The following is a 15,775-nucleotide window of genomic DNA, read 5'->3' on the forward strand; positions in this document are numbered from 1 at the left end:
GACTTCTTGGTCGATGCCGACGAAGCCGCCACGCCTGCCTCCGACGCGCCCGCCACTGACGCCGCCGCCGACGAGAAGCCCCGGAAGGCTCCAGCCAAGAAAGCAGCGGCCAAGAAAGCCAAGACCATCGAGCTGACCCTCACCGTCACCGGTACCGCCGACGGTGAATGGCATGCCGAGCTGAAGCAGGGCACCACCTACCTGGCCCGCAACCTCGCGGTCGCGGCCGCCGCCGTCTCCCGCGCGGCCAAGGAACTGCACGACGACCTCTCCACCCCGATCGACGAGATCATCGAGGAGGCCCGCTCACAACAGGCCGCCAAGGTCGCCGCGCTCGAAGCCGAACTCGAAGCCGCGCGAAAGGTCTTGTCCGGCTTGGAGTGAGGCCTTTGAGTGATGTCGGGTTTCTGCGCTCGACCTGCGACTACCGTGCCGGTGGAAATGCTATGCAGATGACGCGCACGCGAGGCACGGGAGGCCTCGAGTTCGCCTAGCGCCGCTTCGTGCGTTCTTCACTTCGCACCCGCGCCCGGTGGCGAAGATGCGGCAACGCATCCAATCCGCGTCTGCGTGGAGACGAGCGAATCAAGAGACGCTCCCCGTGACGATTTACCAGTCGCCGGTCGAGCGCTGCAGCCAATTCCGCCAGCAGTGGTTCGCACCAACGGCCCGTCTTCGACCGACAAGTCAGGTGATAGACACCGCAGACACAGCGGTACGGGAACTGTTGCTCTCGAATTGCCAGACGAAACGCGGTGCCACGGTCGCTGATCCGCATCTTGGACTTGGACGGGCAATCCCGGGCGGAGCCCTGTCGCACTGCCGCATATTCCTCGCTCGCAAGAGTTTGATGTTGGTGGTCGCAATACATGCCAGGCGCCGAAGGATGCAGCGGGAAACCGCACCAGAGGCAATGCCCATCGGTCCCGGTTCGCCAGTCAGCTGAGGCAAGGTTCCATGCGTCGTACACGTCGCGAACTCAATCACGCCCCACTGACACCTCAGCGCCGTCCGGGTTAGCCGAATTTGCGGCGAAGAACATCGGTACGGCGAGGGTTGCAGAGTCGCTGCCGAATCGGGTAATGGTTATTACCCGTAGGTCGCCGTACTCCAACCCCCTAAGTTCCGAAAGCAACATCATGCCCTAGGGGCGTAAAGCTACCGCTCACGAGGAGCAGGTGTGAATGAATAGAAATATTACGGGCTTCTACCACGATCCACCTCTATTTCTGGTTAAAAATCCGATTGGAGAAGATCGTCTGAGTGTCGATTTCAGCACATTTTCCGACGAAGCATATCGCGAGAAGATCGCTCATGGTCTTGACATTATGGCGACGGTCGAAGGATTAATTGCCTTCGACTTTTCAGACCTGCGAGAATATACGTGGGAAAACGCCGACGATAATTCACCCAACAGCTTCGATAATCAAGCTGAGGTTGTTGTGAGACGGACTCGCGCGATGAATGCGTTTGTCGCATTCTTATACACCCAAGAGATAATAAATGCCAAGTATGCACGCGAACGCATGGTCATAACACCCGACCTTACAATCCCGATGGATAAACTAGACCCGAAGGCAAGCAAAAGCTTCAGCAGCCAGCGAGTTTCACATTTGTCGATGTCCAGCTACCCCGACACCTATAGGCCTGCCATTCCGTATCCGTTCGATAGTAGGCTGAGCACGCGAGGCGCTCCGGTTAGCGCAGATGTAGTCAAAGATGCTGCTGACGACCTAAATCGTCTCATCGCCGAGCACGGCAGCGAAGGCGTTCTGCTGGTCGATCTATTTCTCCGAGCCAGCAAAGCATTCCAGGATCACGACCATAGCCTTAGCCTCATCAATAGTTGGACGGTAATTGAACGACTACTCAATGACCTCTGGGGCCAACTACGGAGCGACTACAAGACGCGCGACGGAGTCCCATTTATTAGCGGCGATAGACTTCGGCGACTTCAGGATGGACGCACATTCACTGCCTCCGTCATATCGGAAATTCTGTCGTTTCTCGATTACCTTCCAAAAGATATCTACGACGACATGACAAAAATCCGCAAAACTCGCAATGAATGGATGCACGGACTAAAAGTCGCCGATGCGTATATTGCGGAAATGGCGATATCCGTCGCCGAACGGATGCTTAAACAGGTCAAGAACATTACAGTCAAGGGTGCGGTTTTACGAAGGCTGCACGGTTGAGTTTGCGCAGGCACCGAAGGGCTCGGATACCCTTCCCCAGAGTTTCATTGTTTGGAGAAACTCAGGTATAACTCGGGTATATCGGGTCCGGCAGTGTAACTAAGAGGACCGGCCTTCTTACAGAGGAACCAGGACTCGAACGTCTAGCTACCACGCAGTCAGTCAGTCGCATACCCAAGCGCTCGTCGCACTTGCAGGATGTGGTCGAGGCTCGGGTTTTCGATCGTCCCCGGCACCCGAATCCAGCTGCCTCCGTCCGCGACCTCAACATCGATGTCGTCGTCGAGCACGGTGGTACTCAACGGGACGCTGTCCGCAATGTAGGCGAGGCGGCCAACAGCGACCTGCGGACCCTTGTGACCCTGGGCCCGTTTGGTTTCGACAGACACAACCCCCAGGCGGTCGGGCTGCCATGCGTTGACCAAAGCGCTCATGTAGCCCATGAGCGTTCCCTCATCGGTGTCGTCGTCAACCTCGAATGCGATGTGGTTGAAGGGCCGTCGACTGTCCACAAAGCCAACTCGCACGATGTATTTGAACCAGGCCGAGCTGGTCGCTGAACGCCGAACGGTGATGGGTCTCGACAACTCAACGTTCAGACCGGGCGCTGCATTGGGGCCGAGGCGAACCCGATCGGTCGCCGCCTGTATGACCTCGGCAAGTGCGCGGGCGTCGCCGACGTCGATCGGAATGAAATCCAGACGTGAGCATTCGTCGTCGGCGTCTCGACGCTGCCAATATCCCCACTGACCGTACTTTCCCGGCTCAGCCGGGATGTGGCTCAGCGAGCGCTGCAACCGATCAACAGCCGCCCCGAGAGAATCAGGACGGTTGTCCCAACCACCGATGATCCACAGCACTTTGGCCCCCGTTCCAGCAAACGAAAAAACCCGCCCTGACCGAAGTCAGAGCGGGTTTTTCAAACGTGGAGCTAAGGGGATTCGAACCCCTGACCCCCACACTGCCAGTGTGGTGCGCTACCAACTGCGCCATAGCCCCGTTTGTCGTGCCCCACGAAGTTACACCACGGCTACCCGCCATTCAAAATCGCTGGTCAGGGAACCTCTCCACCGGCCTCCGGACCCAGCGCACGGGCCGGCGTGTGCTCTGCGGAGGGCCGTCCGCGGGTCTCGGGAGCGAACACCCAGCCCACCGCGGCGATCAGCAGAATCACGCCGCTGATCACGAAGGCCCAGGAGAATGAGAGGTACTGCGCGATCAGCCCGACGAGCAGCGAGCCGCCGACCGAACCGACGTCGGCCATCATCTGGAAAGTCGCCACCGCGGTGCCGCCACGGGCCTTGTTTCCGATGATGTCGGCCACCGCGGCCTGTTGTGGCGCGGTGAAGATGCCGGTCGAGAAGCCCGCAATGTAAGCACTCACCAGGAACAGCGTCAGCCCGTCGGTGAACCCGACCAGCACGGTCGAGATCCCGGCCGCGGTGAGCCCGACGATCAGCAGCAGGCGTCGCCCCACCCGGTCGGACAAGTAGCCGCTGGGGATCACCGCCGAAACGTTGCCGATGGCGAAGGTGGCCAGCGCCAGCCCAGCCATTCCGGGATCCTTGTGCAGCACGTCGACGATGAACAACGGCACCAAGGCAATTCGGAGCCCGAAGGCCGACCAGCCGGTAGCGAAGTTCGACAACAGCGCCGCCCGGTAGGCGCGGTTGCGCAGCGCCGTGCGCACGGTCACCTTGGCGCCCTCGTCCGGCGCCGGCGCGGCCAGCGACGAGTGCCGCAGGCTGATGAACACCACCGCGGCCGCCACCAGCAAGGCAGCGCCGTAGATCAGGAACGGTGCACTCAGGCCCAGCCCGGCGGTAAGGCTGCCGAGCACCGGCCCGCCAACCGAGCCGACCAGGAACGCCGAGGAGAACATGCCGGCCACTCGGCCACGGGCGTCTTCGGGACTGATCCGGATCATCAGCCCCAGCGCCGAGACGAAGAACATCGTCGAGCCGACACCGCCCAGGGACCGGAACAGCAGCAGCTGCCAGTACGTCTGCGCGAACGCGCAGGCACCGGTGGTGACGGCGACGATCAGCAGGCCCCAGACGTAGATCCGGCGCTCCCCCAGCCGCTGGATCAGCACGCCGGTGGCCGGCGCGAAACACAGCCTCATCAGCGCGAACGCGGTGATGACGAAGGTCGCGGCGCTGATGCTGACACCGAAGTGACGGGCATAGGCCGGCAGCACCGGCGCCACAACGCCATAGCCGAGCGCGATGACGGCATTGGCGACGATCAGGACCCAGACTTCACCGGGCAGCTTCGCCTTTGCTTGGGCCGAACAGTCGCCCTCCGTAACGCTCACCCAATGACTGTATTAACCACGTCCTTGGCGGCCTCCTGCACCTCCGCCAGATGGTCGGCCCCCGGGAACCAGGCGTTCTCGGTCGTGACTGCCGTTGCGTCCGCCTGCGCACACAGCTGCTATTGCCCGTCTCGCCCCACCGGACCCCCGGGAACCTTCGAGGGGGCCGACGGCGGTGCTGGTGTCAACTCGTCAGCCGGCATAGCCGGATCGCGATGTGGCACACACGTGCAAATCGCCGGAATGCCGCGGCAAACCGCGTCTTCCCAGGGAAAGCAGTACCACGGCGGGGGGAGGCTGGGGAAAGCGACGATGACGCTCAGTCCGGTAATCAGGCCGGCACGGGTACGTCTCCGGACAGCGATGATGGGATTCACGATTGCTCCTCTCGCCGATGAAGCTTCGTGAACAGCCACCACTCTAAGCCGACGACCGCGGTGCCGCAGCAACTTGACAGCAAAACCGCGAGAGGCTGGAACCTGGGAATTTACTGGGAAACAACGCGCATATTCGTTAGTTCAGCAAAATTTGATTGGCTCTACCCAATGACGGTATTAACCACGTCCTTGGCCGCCTCCTGCACCTCCGCCAGATGGCCGGCCCCGAGGAACGACTCGGCGTAGATCTTGTAGACGTCCTCGGTCCCTGACGGCCGCGCGGCGAACCAGGCGTTCTCGGTCGTGACCTTCAGGCCACCCAGCGGGGCGCCGTTGCCCGGTGCGGCGGTCAGCTTGGCGGTGATGGGCTCGCCGGCCAGCTCGGTGGCGCTGACCTGCTCGGGCGACAGCTTGGCCAACCGCGCCTTCTGCTCGCGGTCCGCCGGCGCGTCGATGCGCGCATAGGTGGGCGCACCGTAGCGTTCGGCCAGTTCGGCGTAGCGCTGCGACGGCGTCGACCCGGTGACCGCCAGAATCTCCGAAGCCAGCAGCGCCAGGATGATGCCGTCTTTGTCGGTGGTCCACGTCGACCCGTCGGTGCGAAGGAACGACGCACCGGCGCTCTCCTCGCCGCCGAAACCGATACCGCCGCCGATCAGTCCGTCGACGAACCATTTGAACCCGACCGGCACCTCGACCAGCTTGCGGTCCAGCCCGGCCACCACCCGGTCGATGATCGAACTGCTCACCGCGGTCTTGCCCACCGCGGTGGCCGCGGGCCAGTTGGGCCGGTGGGTGTAGAGGTAGTCGATGGCCACGGCCAGATAGTGGTTGGGGTTGAGCAGCCCGCCGTCCGGGGTGACGATGCCGTGCCGGTCCGAGTCGGCGTCGTTGCCGGTGGCGATCTGATAAGTCCCAGGGTGGCCGATGACTTTTTCAAGAAGCCCAGCCATGGCATTCGGTGAGCTGCAGTCCATCCGGATCTTGCCGTCGGTGTCCAGCGTCATGAACCGCCACGTCGCGTCCACCAGCGGGTTCACCACAGTCAGGTCCAGGTTGTAGCGCTCGGCGATGGCGCCCCAGTAGTCCACGCTGGCACCACCGAGCGGGTCGGCTCCGATGCGGATGCCCGCCGCCCGGATCGCGTGCAGGTCCACCACATTGGCCAGATCCGCGACGTAGGCGTCGAGATAGTCGTGGCGCTGGGCCATTTGCAATGCCCGCGACAACGGCATGCGTTTCACCGCTTTGAACCCGTCGCGCAGGATCTCATTGGCGCGCTTGGCAATCCACCCTGTGGCGTCGGTATCGGCCGGTCCCCCGTTGGGCGGGTTGTACTTGAAGCCGCCGTCGCGCGGCGGGTTGTGCGACGGGGTGACGACGATGCCGTCGGCCAGGTCGGCGTCACGGCCTCGGTTGAAGGTCAGGATGGCGTGGCTGACGGCCGGTGTGGGGGTGTAACGGTCGGCTGAATCGATCATCGCCACAACATCGTTGGCGGCCAGCACCTCCAGCGCCGATGCCCACGCCGGTTCCGACAGGGCATGGGTGTCGCGGCCGAGGAACAGTGGACCGGTAGTCCCCTGCGCGGCCCGGTACTCGACGATGGCCTGGGTGGTGGCCAGGATGTGGCCTTCGTTGAAGGCGTTGTCCAGACTGGAGCCGCGGTGTCCGGAGGTGCCGAACACCACCTGCTGCGCAATGTCATCGGGGTCGGGCCGCCTGGTGTAGTACGCGGTCACCACCTCGGCGATGTCGATCAGATCCTCGGGTCGAGCCGGTTGCCCGGCACGGGGATTGGCAGCCATGGTTCCCGATTGTGCTCCCCAACGGATGTCGGTGCCCGCTAGTCGCGCACTAGCCGCCATACTTTTGGCTTATGTTCGGCCACGATCCCCGAGAATTGGCCGCGGTTTTCGTCGGCGGCGCCCTGGGCACGCTGGCTCGTGCCCTCCTGGCCGTCCTCGCGGCACCCGAACCCGGGCATTGGCCCTGGCCGACGTTCATCGTGAACATCATCGGCGCGTTCCTGCTCGGCTACTTCACCACGCGACTGCTCGAGCGGCTGCCGGTGTCCAGTTACCGCAGGCCGTTATTGGGGACCGGCGTCTGCGGCGGGCTCACCACGTTCTCCACGATGCAGGTCGAGACAGTCACCATGCTCGAGCACGGCAACTGGGCGCTGGCGGCCGGCTACACCGTGGCCAGTATCGCCGCCGGACTACTTGCGGTGGCATTCGCGACCGCAATGGTGCGCCGGGCCGTGGTGCGCGGATGAGTGCTCCGATGACCGCGGTGGTCTGGACTGGGGTGATGCTGCTCGGCGGCGTCGGAGCGGTCTGCAGGTTCCTGCTCGACCGTGCGGTGTCCGCGCGCCACACCCGGGGCTTCCCGTTCGGCACGCTGGCGGTCAACCTCAGTGGCGCCTTCCTGCTCGGCTTCCTCGGGGGCCTGGCCCTGGACCGGCACACCGCCCTGCTGGCCGGCACCGCATTCGTCGGCTCCTACACCACGTTCTCCACCTGGATGCTGGAAACTCAACGCCTGGGCGAGGAGCGCCGGGTCTGGCCGGCGGTGGGCAACATCGTGGTCAGCGTGGCACTCGGCCTGGTCGCGGCATGGCTGGGTATGTCGCTGGGGAGCCGGCTGTGACCACCACCGATTACCTCAAGCTGACCGCGTACTTCGCCGAACGGCTGCGCCACGAGCACCGCTTCGTCGCCGACGCGCTCTTGGATCTGTACGGCGGCAGCGACATCGCCGTCAGCGTGATGTTGCGCGGAATCTCCAGCTTCGGTCCACACCATCACCTGCGCACCGACGAGACGTTGACCGGCTCGGAGGATCCCCCGATCACCATCGCGGCCGTCGATGCCGCCGACAAGATCTCCGCGCTGGCCGAGCAGACCGTGGAGCTGGTTCCCCGGGGTCTGATCACCCTGGAACGGGCCCGGCTGATCCGCGGCCAGTCACCGGCGCCATCGGTTCCCGTGGCCACCGACTTCGCCAAGCTGACGGTGTACGTCGGCCGTCATCACCGGGTCGGCGGAGTTCCGGCCTACCGCGCGGTGTGCGATCTGCTGCACCAGCGCGGCTTCGCGGGGGCCACCGTGTTCCTCGGAGTGGACGGCACCGCACACGGCCAACGTCGACGCGCGGCGTTCTTCAGCCGCAACACCGAGGTGCCGCTGATGATCATCGGGCTCGGGACCGGTGCCCAGGTGAACGAGGTACTCGGCGAGCTGACCGATCTCCTGGAAAACCCACTGCTCACGGTCGAACGCGCGCAACTGTGCAAGCGGGGCGGTCAGTTGCTGACCCGCCCGGCCGAACTCCCGGGCGCCGACGCCGAGGGCCGACGGCTGTGGCAGAAGTTGATGGTGCACACGTCCGAGACCGCGCACCACGACGGGGTGCCCATCCACCGGGCGATCGTCCGCAGGCTGATGCAGACCGGCGCCGCCGGCGGCGCCACCGTGCTGCGCGCGGTGTGGGGTTTCAGCGGCGCCGACAAGCCGCACGGCGACCGGCTGTTCCAGTTCGGGCGTCAGGTGCCGGTGACGACGATCGTGGTGGACACCCCGGAACGGATCGCCGGGGCGTTCGAGATCATCGACGAACTCACCCGCGAGCATGGCGTGGTCAGCGCCGAGATGGTGCCCTCGGCAACCGTTGTCGACGCCGGACACCGCCTCGGCGGCACCGATCTGGCGCGCTTCAGTTACTAACCCCACAAGCGCCGGGTAAGGCTAGCCTAGCTTTCCTTCGCCGTGTACCGTGCGACCCCATGCAGTCGACAACACCCGAAGCGGTCAGCGCCGCCCTCACCGAGATCCTTCGCGACGACATGAACGTCGATGTCCGCCGGGTGACCAGGGAATCCCGCCTCGTCGACGACGCCGGCCTGGATTCGGTGGCCTTCGCGGTCGGCATGGTGGCGATCGAGGACAAGCTCGGAGTCGTCCTGTCCGAAGAAGACCTGCTCAGCTGCGACACCGTCGGAGACCTCGAGGCGGCCATCCTGGCGAAAGTGCCTGCCGCGCAGAGCAGCCAGTGAGCGAGCTGGCTACGGCGCTCGCCGCCTCGCTGACCGCGAGCGACGCCGATCTCGTGGTGTACGACCAGGACGCGCGCGCCTGGACCCGCCACCCATGGGGACAGATGTATGCCCGCGCCGAGAACGTCGCCGAACAGATCGGTCACGACGGTTCGACGGCTGTCGGTGTGGTCGGTGAGCCCACCGTGGAAGGAATCGCGACGGTTCTCGGCGCCCTCCTTTCCGGCGCAGCGCTTTCCGTCCTGCCCGGTCCCGTTCGCGGAGCGGACACCGGCCAGTGGGCGCAATCCACCCTGAAGCGGTTCGCCGACATCGGTGTCGGCACTGTATTCAGCCATGGCGACTACCTGAATCTGCTGCAGAAGGCCGAGCCGTCCCCGGAGCTCCACGACGACGTCGTCGTCGCACACGCCCAGCGCTCCACCACTCTGCCGCTGGGAACCAGCCCGTGCGCAGTCATGCAAGGCACGGCAGGTTCCACCGGCACACCACGAACCGCTCAGATGCCGCCGTCAGCAGTACTAGCCAATCTGACCGGGCTGGCCGATCGGATCAGCCTGTTGCCCAGCGATATCGGCTGCTCCTGGCTCCCGCTGTACCACGACATGGGCCTCACCTTCCTGCTCACCGGAGCGATTCACGGCATCGAGGTGTGGCAGGCGCCGACAGCGGCATTCGCCGCCTCACCGTTCAGCTGGGTGCGGTGGCTCACCGAGAGCCGGGCCACCCTGACCGCCGCGCCGAACATGGCCTACGGACTGATCGGCAAGTACTCCCGGCGGCTGACCGATCTGGACCTGTCGGCCGTACGGTTCGCCCTCAACGGCGGCGAGCCGGTCGACTGTGAGGCCACGAGCCGGTTCGGCACCGAGCTGGCCCGCTTCGGCTTCAATCCCGGAGCCCTCTCACCGTCCTACGGAATGGCCGAATCATCCTGCGCGGTCACGGTTCCCGTTCCCGGGCTCGGAGTGGTGCTCGACGAGATCACCGTCACCACGGACGCCGGGTCCAATCAGCAGCAGCTCGCGGTCCTCGGTGATGCCATCGCCGGGATGGAAGTACGCCTGCGCCCCAGCGACGACAACGCCGGCATCGTCGGCCGCGACGTGGGCGAGGTCGAGATCCGTGGCACCTCGATGATGTCGGGCTACCTCGGCCAGACCCCGCTGAACCCCGACGACTGGTTCGCCACCGGCGATCTGGGCTACTTCGTCGACGGCGGGCTGGTCGTGTGCGGGCGCACCAAGGAACTGATCACCGTCGCCGGACGCAACATCTTCCCCACCGAGATCGAGCGAGTTGCCGCCCAGGTCAAAGGTGTTCGCGAAGGCGCGGTGGTAGCCGTGGGCGCCGGCGAGAAGGCAGTCCGGTCCGGTCTGGTGATCGCGGCGGAATTCCGCGGCGCCGACGAGGCCGGGGCCCGCAGCCAGGTCATCCAGCAGGTGGCCTCCGAATGCGGGATCGTGCCCGCCGACGTGGTGTTCCTGACACCGGGCTCACTCCCCCGCACCTCCTCGGGCAAGCTGCGTCGCCTGGAGGTCAAACGACAAATGGAGACAGCGAAGTCATGACCGCGCTCACGCCAACCCCGGCGCCGGCAACCACCACCCTCGACGAGTACCGCGACCTGCTGGATCGGGTGTTCGACGACCAGGTCAAGGCATGGACCGCCGAAGCCGAAGAGACCGAACGCTTTCCGCGCGCACTCATCGAGCACCTCGGCCGCAATGGGGTGTTCACCGAGAAATGGGGCGACGGTCAGCAGCCCGATGTGGCCAAGCTGATCGAGTTGGCCTTCGCACTGGGACGGACGGGCTCCTCCGGCATCGGCGTGGGTGTCAGCCTGCATGATTCGGCCATCGCCCTCCTGCGCCGGTTCGGCAAATCCGATCACCTCCGCACCATCTGCGAACAAGCCGTTCGCGGCGAGGCCGTGCTGTGCATCGCCGCCTCTGAAGAATCCGGCGGTTCGGATCTGCAGATCGTGGAGACCGAAGTCCGCACGGCCCGAGACGGTTTCGAGATCAAGGGCATCAAGAAATTCGTCTCGCTGTCGCCGGTCGCCGATCACATCATGGTGGTGGCCCGCAACGTCGACCACGACCCGACGAGCCGGCACGGCAACGTCGTCGTCATCGCCGTCCCGACCTCGCAGGTCGAGGTGCAGACCCCCTACCGCAAGGTCGGCAACGGTCCCCTGGACACCGCCGCGGTGCACATCGACACCTGGGTGCCCGCCGACCATCTGGTGGCCCGGGCCGGAACCGGGCTCGCCGCGATCTCCTGGGGCCTGGCCCACGAACGCATGTCGATTTCCGGGCAGGTGGCCTCCGGGTCACAACGAATCCTCGGAATCACGTTGGCGCGCATGATGAAACGTCGCCAGTTCGGTCACACGCTCTATGAGCACCAGGCGCTGCGGATGCGGATCGCCGATCTGCAGGCCCGGGTCGACCTGCTGCGCTACGCCCTGGCCGGGGTGGCCCTGCAGGGCAAGCTCGATCTCCGGGCCGCCGCCGCCTTCAAGGTGACCGCCGCACGTCTGGGCGAGGAGGTCGCGTCGGAATGCATGCACATCTTCGGCGGTTCGGGCTACCTCCTCGACGAGACCCCGCTGGGCAAGTGGTGGCGCGACATGAAGCTGGCCCGGGTCGGTGGCGGCACCGATGAGGTGCTCTGGGAGCTGGTGGCCGCAGCGATGAAGCCCGACTACGAGGGCTACGCCGAATTCGCCGGAGCCTGAACCGACCCGTTACCCGGCGGCGCCAAAGGCGTCGTCGGGCGTACGCGGCAGCGCGTAGAGCGCCATCCGCCGATTCGACATCTGATGCTCACCCAGGAATTCGCAACCCGCCCACTCACACAACCGGCGGGCGCCGGTGTTGCGGTGGTCCGGGTCGAACATGATCCGGCGGCAGTCCGGGTCGAGTTCGAACACGCTGGCCACGATGCGCGGCAACAGGATCGGACCCATACCGCGGTTGACGAATCTCAGATCGGCGATCGCGGCGTGCATGCCGACGTCGTGCGGATCGGCGGAGTAACGGGGCGCGATGGAATCCTTGGCCGCCCGGTACAACTCGACGTAACCGGCGGGCTTTCCGCGAAAACTCGCGATCAGCGGCCGTGAGTACCGGCCGTCGAGCTGAGCCTGCAGGTATCGCCGCCAGCGGTCCGGCGCCCAGTCGTACTCCCAGGCTTCGACCAGATGCGGACGGTTCATCCACTCCGAGATCAACTCGGCATCGGCGGCGGCGTCAGCCGGCCGGATGTCGTACGGCTCGGCCAGTACCGGGATGGGCGCTGCGTCGACCGCGCGCACCTCGTCGGAGATGTCGGTCAGCTCGCGTTTGAGGACGGGGGCCCCTGGCAAGTCGGCCACGTCGGTATCGATATCGGTCATTTGAGCGCCGAGCCTACCGTAGCGAGTGAGGGTAGGTTTACCTTCCTCCCGTGCGCCGACTCGGTCCGCGCGGCTCGGACCGCCGGCTCAGGCGAGGAGCTTGGCCAACACCGTCAGATGACTGAGTTCGACCTCGCGGGTGGCGGTCACCAAAGTGACCGGGCCCGCACTGACCAGCGCACGCAGCTCCCCGAAGGCCGCAGCCTCCTCACCCGACTGCAACTCCTCGGTGTAGCGCGCGGCGAAGTCGTCGTAACGCTCGGGCTTGTGGTCGTACCAGTGACGCAGTTCCGTGGACGGGGCCACCGCGGGCAGCCAATGGCCCACCCGCGGATCGGTCTTCTTCATACCTCTGGGCCACAGCCGGTCGACCAGGATCCGCTTCCCCTCATCGGGTTCGGGCTCGGCGTACACGCGGGCCAACCGCACTCGGTTTTTCGCCGCCATGCCGTGCCATGGTAGTAGGCATGAGCGTCGATCGGGTCGCAGATCTGCAGCGCTGGCAGGATTCCGGCGCCCATTGGCGCGTCCTCAGCCGCACCGTGGACAGCCTCACGATCTCCTTGCTGCGCTGCGACGGCGGCGAGGAAGTGGACCGGTTCACCTCCTCCGATCCGCGCCTGCTCGAGTTCGTCGGTGTCCGCACCGCCAGCGACGAATGATCGCGCGCACCGTCATACGGCCGGACCGAAGCGGGCCAGCCGCGCCAGGTGATCGCGGTCCTCGACACCGAGCTTGGCGAACATGCGGTACAGGTGCCCGTCGACGGTGCGCACGGACAGGCACAACCGGCCGGCGATCTGGCGATTGCTCATCCCGACACCGACGAGATTGGCAATCTCCCACTCGCGCTCGGTGAGCGGCAGCGGGTCTCCCGCGCAGTGCAGCGCCGGGGTCAACGCACCGCTCTGACCCGACAGCCACAGCGCGCGGGCAGCGGATTCCAATTCGCCACCGCGGCAACCGACCCGGGCGTACTCCCTGGCCGCGTGGGCGGCGGCATCGGCGGCCATGGCCGGCGCACCGATCGCCTCGAGCCGGTCGGTGGCCGTGACGAGTTGATCGGGATCGCGCCGGGCCAGGCCGAGGCTGTGCGCGGCGATCGCCTCCGCCAGTGGGCCACCGTGCCGGTGCGCCAATTGCCGGATCCTCCGGTGACCTGACCTGTCTCCGAATCGGACCGCGGTGTGTAGCGCCGTGAGTTCAACCGCGTCCATCCCCCCGGCCGCGGCGTCGCGGGCCGCCTCGGCGACGTGCTCCAGGGCCAAGGCCGTGTCGCCCGCCGCAGCCGCGGTCCAGGCCCTGGCCAGCTCCAACTCGGGCCGGAACACATCGAGCGGACAGGTGGCGGCCTCGGCCTGCGCCAGCGCAGCGGCCGCAGCCGCGTCGTCGCCCCGCATCCCCTCGGCCTGCGCCAGCCACGACGCAACGACCATCGCCCAACCCGGCGGCAGTCCCTGCGGTGCGGCCCACACCGCTGCCTGCAGCGCCTCACACGCCGAAGCCAGACAGCCGCGGGCCAGCGCCAACCGCCCCGACAACGCGGTGACGATGGCCTCGGCCTGCGGGGAGCCGGCCGCCAGCACGGTGTAGCGGTCACAGACCCGCTGCGCCGTGACGAGGTCCCCCGCAGCTGTGCTCGCCGATACCTGCGCGAAGGCAAGCCAGTACCGCTGCAGGCCCGCCCCGCAATCCTCGGCGACGAGTTCACCCGCCTGCGCCACCGCGACGGCCTCGTCCGACCGGCCCGACAGGGCCAGCGCACTGGAGGTGGCCAGCGCCGCCCAGACCTCTGCCGTCGACGACACGGCGCCACCCAGGGTTTCGGTGCCCAGCGCGATGGCATTGCCCAGGTCACCGGAGAAGAACGTGAAGATCGCTTCCATCGCCACGAACAGGGCCAACGTCTGCGGGCAGTGCACCCGCTGCCGGACCATGGCGAGCACGGAACGCGCTGAATCAGGCCGGGCGCATGCGAAGAACAGGTTCGACGCCCGCAGACAGCCCCACCGTGCCACCATCGGTTCGTCGTCGGAATCCGGCACCGACCGCGCGAGCAGTTCCTCGGCCTGCTCGCCGCGACCCTGCCAGCTCATCGCATCGGCCAGCACGATCGCCGCGGGCACGCCGGCGCCATGGTCCAGCGCGTATCGCGCAAGTTCTTCTCCGAGTGCGAGATTGGACAGGGTGACCGCACTGGCCGCGGCATCGGCGATGGCTTCCGGGTGTGCCGGCCCGTCGCCTCCCGCCAGGAACCGAGCCAGCTGTATGCGTCCCTGCACGTCAGACATCGAGCCGCTGTCCGGCGATTGCAGATGCGCCTCCAACAGCGAGGCCAGCAGCGTATTGATCTGCCGGGAACGGGTTTTCGAGCATCCGCTGCGGGCGACCTCACCGATGATCGGATGGCCCGGCTGCACCAGGGTGCACGCCGCATCGTGGAGCACCTGGATCGCTCCCCGGCGTTCCATCCGGGTGATCGCGTCGACGTCGCAGGCTCCCACCATCACATCCCACTCGAGTACCTCGGCGGTGGACACCACCTCCACGACGTCACGCTCGTCCGGTGTCAGTGTCTCGAGTCGCGACGCGATGAGTGCGTGCAGATCGGCACTCGCGCGCAGCTGCCCACGCAACCGCCAGCGCCCGCTCTCCCGCACCAACACCGCATCGTCGAGCGCCGCGTTGAGTGCACCCCGAAGGTAGAGCGGGCTACCCGAGGAGAACCGGTGAAGTTCGCCGACTGCACGCTCGTCGACCTCGCCACCCAATACCGCCACGGCCAACTCACCGGTCTGCACCCTGGTGAAGGGTTGAAGATCCAACCGCAGCAGCAGTTGTTCTTTCCACAATGTCGTCACGGCATCGGATGTGACCGCGCCGTTCTCGAAGGTGACGATCAGGCGCGGTGAACCGTCCACCGCCAGTTGCTGGACGAGTAGCGCCGACAGCGGGTCGAGGTGCTGCGCGTCATCGACCACGATGACCAGGTCGGGATCGGACGTCAGCAGCTCGTACGCCGCCGCCAGCATCACCGTGGGGTCGTGCGCGTCGGTGAGGGTGAGCGCGTGGTGAAATGCCCCGAGCGGCACCGCCTGCCCGGTTTCGGTGCCCAGCACGAACCGCACCGAGCAGCCGTTGGCCTCCAGGTCTCCGGCCAGCACCCGGGCCAACGCCGACTTGCCCACTCCGGCCCTTCCGGCCAGCACCACACCCCGGAAGCCGCCACGCAACGCCTGCGCGGCCTCGCGCAGTTCGGCATCGCGTGCGACAAATGGCCAGTCGGACAAGAACGACCCCCAGATGGTTCGCGTCGTACCCGGCTGACGGTACGCCGGTACCGAAATCTGTAACGCCTATTCACCGCAGGCGCAACTCGAATCTTTGCCTCAGAAAACACTTCTCGGGCGTCCCGGGCATGTC

Annotated in this window: 15 protein-coding genes and 1 tRNA gene; 9 read left to right on the top strand and 7 right to left on the bottom strand. The window is 66.0% G+C overall.

Translation table 11 applies throughout. The annotated features are described in order from the left end of the window. Nucleotides 1-6: 6 nt before the first annotated feature. Both AB0I14_RS09400 and AB0I14_RS09405 read left to right on the top strand, forming a co-directional pair. Entirely contained in the window at nt 7-384 is a 378-nt protein-coding gene (locus AB0I14_RS09400; protein WP_358021176.1) for a DUF6319 family protein, read from the top strand. Between the two features lie 800 nt (nt 385-1,184). Continuing rightward, on the top strand, nt 1,185-2,198 hold the full coding sequence (locus AB0I14_RS09405) for a hypothetical protein (protein ID WP_358019343.1): 1,014 nt from the start codon (nt 1,185-1,187) through the stop codon (nt 2,196-2,198). Nucleotides 2,199-2,356: 158 nt separating this feature from the next. Here AB0I14_RS09405 and AB0I14_RS09410 read toward each other — a convergent pair whose 3' ends face one another. From AB0I14_RS09410 to pgm, 4 genes are all read right to left on the bottom strand, one after another. Further along, nucleotides 2,357-3,058 carry a hypothetical protein gene (locus tag AB0I14_RS09410; RefSeq protein ID WP_358019346.1) on the bottom strand — a complete coding sequence of 234 codons (702 nt, stop codon included), beginning with the start codon at nt 3,056-3,058 and terminating at the stop codon, nt 2,357-2,359. 66 nt (nt 3,059-3,124) lie between these two features. Beyond that, nucleotides 3,125-3,197 (bottom strand) — tRNA-Ala (locus AB0I14_RS09415). A 55-nt stretch (nt 3,198-3,252) separates the two neighbouring features. Next, nucleotides 3,253-4,515, bottom strand: a complete 1,263-nt coding sequence (locus AB0I14_RS09420) for an MFS transporter (RefSeq protein ID WP_358019349.1) — start codon at nt 4,513-4,515, stop codon at nt 3,253-3,255. Nucleotides 4,516-5,053: 538 nt separating this feature from the next. Then, a complete protein-coding gene (pgm, locus tag AB0I14_RS09425) occupies nt 5,054-6,700 on the bottom strand; it encodes a phosphoglucomutase (alpha-D-glucose-1,6-bisphosphate-dependent) (RefSeq protein ID WP_358019352.1) in 1,647 nt (548 codons plus the stop codon). A 71-nt stretch (nt 6,701-6,771) separates the two neighbouring features. Here pgm and crcB (AB0I14_RS09430) point away from each other — a divergent pair, with 71 nt between their 5' ends. The 6 genes from crcB (AB0I14_RS09430) to mbtN are packed head-to-tail and all read left to right on the top strand — an operon-like array spanning nt 6,772 to nt 11,692. Beyond that, entirely contained in the window at nt 6,772-7,170 is a 399-nt protein-coding gene (gene crcB, locus AB0I14_RS09430; RefSeq protein ID WP_358019355.1) for a fluoride efflux transporter CrcB, read from the top strand. Nucleotides 7,171-7,178: 8 nt separating this feature from the next. Next, nucleotides 7,179-7,544 carry a fluoride efflux transporter CrcB gene (gene crcB, locus AB0I14_RS09435; RefSeq protein ID WP_358021179.1) on the top strand — a complete coding sequence of 122 codons (366 nt, stop codon included), beginning with the start codon at nt 7,179-7,181 and terminating at the stop codon, nt 7,542-7,544. Continuing rightward, nucleotides 7,511-8,620 carry a DUF190 domain-containing protein gene (locus AB0I14_RS09440; RefSeq protein ID WP_358019358.1) on the top strand — a complete coding sequence of 370 codons (1,110 nt, stop codon included), beginning with the start codon at nt 7,511-7,513 and terminating at the stop codon, nt 8,618-8,620. Before crcB (AB0I14_RS09435) ends, AB0I14_RS09440 begins: the two co-directional genes overlap by 34 nt. 59 nt (nt 8,621-8,679) lie before the next feature. Further along, nucleotides 8,680-8,949, top strand: a complete 270-nt coding sequence (locus AB0I14_RS09445; RefSeq protein WP_055112333.1) for an acyl carrier protein — start codon at nt 8,680-8,682, stop codon at nt 8,947-8,949. Between the two features lie 5 nt (nt 8,950-8,954). Beyond that, a complete protein-coding gene (gene mbtM / locus AB0I14_RS09450; RefSeq protein ID WP_358021182.1) occupies nt 8,955-10,520 on the top strand; it encodes a long-chain-fatty acid--ACP ligase MbtM in 1,566 nt (521 codons plus the stop codon). Further along, nucleotides 10,517-11,692 (top strand): mycobactin biosynthesis acyl-ACP dehydrogenase MbtN, encoded by a 1,176-nt coding sequence (gene mbtN / locus AB0I14_RS09455; protein ID WP_358019361.1) that lies wholly within the window; start codon nt 10,517-10,519, stop codon nt 11,690-11,692. Before mbtM ends, mbtN begins: the two co-directional genes overlap by 4 nt. Nucleotides 11,693-11,701: 9 nt before the next feature. On the opposite strand, the gene AB0I14_RS09460 is transcribed toward mbtN, so the two are convergent. Next, a complete protein-coding gene (locus tag AB0I14_RS09460; protein WP_358019364.1) occupies nt 11,702-12,352 on the bottom strand; it encodes a GNAT family N-acetyltransferase in 651 nt (216 codons plus the stop codon). Nucleotides 12,353-12,439: 87 nt separating this feature from the next. Continuing rightward, the gene (locus AB0I14_RS09465) at nt 12,440-12,799 is read right to left on the bottom strand and encodes a DUF488 family protein (protein ID WP_358019367.1); all 360 of its coding nucleotides are present in this window, start codon (nt 12,797-12,799) and stop codon (nt 12,440-12,442) included. A 20-nt stretch (nt 12,800-12,819) separates the two neighbouring features. Between AB0I14_RS09465 and AB0I14_RS09470 the strand changes: the two genes are divergently transcribed. Further along, a complete protein-coding gene (locus AB0I14_RS09470) occupies nt 12,820-13,014 on the top strand; it encodes a hypothetical protein (RefSeq protein ID WP_358019370.1) in 195 nt (64 codons plus the stop codon). A 12-nt stretch (nt 13,015-13,026) separates the two neighbouring features. Here AB0I14_RS09470 and AB0I14_RS09475 read toward each other — a convergent pair whose 3' ends face one another. Then, nucleotides 13,027-15,642 carry a LuxR C-terminal-related transcriptional regulator gene (locus tag AB0I14_RS09475; RefSeq protein WP_358019373.1) on the bottom strand — a complete coding sequence of 872 codons (2,616 nt, stop codon included), beginning with the start codon at nt 15,640-15,642 and terminating at the stop codon, nt 13,027-13,029. Nucleotides 15,643-15,775 lie beyond the last annotated feature (133 nt).

The sequence above is a fragment of the Mycobacterium sp. NPDC050441 genome, assembly GCF_040655355.1.
In the GTDB taxonomy this organism is placed as follows: domain Bacteria; phylum Actinomycetota; class Actinomycetes; order Mycobacteriales; family Mycobacteriaceae; genus Mycobacterium.

What these genes read in the sequence shown, in the direction of transcription:
- AB0I14_RS09445 (WP_055112333.1), top strand. Translation starts at nt 8,680, where the DNA reads ATGCAGTCGACAACACCCGAAGCGGTCAGCGCCGCCCTCACCGAGATC.
- AB0I14_RS09405 (WP_358019343.1), top strand. Translation starts at nt 1,185, where the DNA reads ATGAATAGAAATATTACGGGCTTCTACCACGATCCACCTCTATTTCTG.
- crcB (WP_358021179.1), top strand. Translation starts at nt 7,179, where the DNA reads ATGACCGCGGTGGTCTGGACTGGGGTGATGCTGCTCGGCGGCGTCGGA.
- crcB (WP_358019355.1), top strand. Translation starts at nt 6,772, where the DNA reads ATGTTCGGCCACGATCCCCGAGAATTGGCCGCGGTTTTCGTCGGCGGC.
- pgm (WP_358019352.1), bottom strand. Translation starts at nt 6,700, where the DNA reads ATGGCTGCCAATCCCCGTGCCGGGCAACCGGCTCGACCCGAGGATCTG.
- AB0I14_RS09470 (WP_358019370.1), top strand. Translation starts at nt 12,820, where the DNA reads ATGAGCGTCGATCGGGTCGCAGATCTGCAGCGCTGGCAGGATTCCGGC.
- AB0I14_RS09440 (WP_358019358.1), top strand. Translation starts at nt 7,511, where the DNA reads ATGGCTGGGTATGTCGCTGGGGAGCCGGCTGTGACCACCACCGATTAC.
- AB0I14_RS09460 (WP_358019364.1), bottom strand. Translation starts at nt 12,352, where the DNA reads ATGACCGATATCGATACCGACGTGGCCGACTTGCCAGGGGCCCCCGTC.
- AB0I14_RS09465 (WP_358019367.1), bottom strand. Translation starts at nt 12,799, where the DNA reads ATGGCGGCGAAAAACCGAGTGCGGTTGGCCCGCGTGTACGCCGAGCCC.
- mbtN (WP_358019361.1), top strand. Translation starts at nt 10,517, where the DNA reads ATGACCGCGCTCACGCCAACCCCGGCGCCGGCAACCACCACCCTCGAC.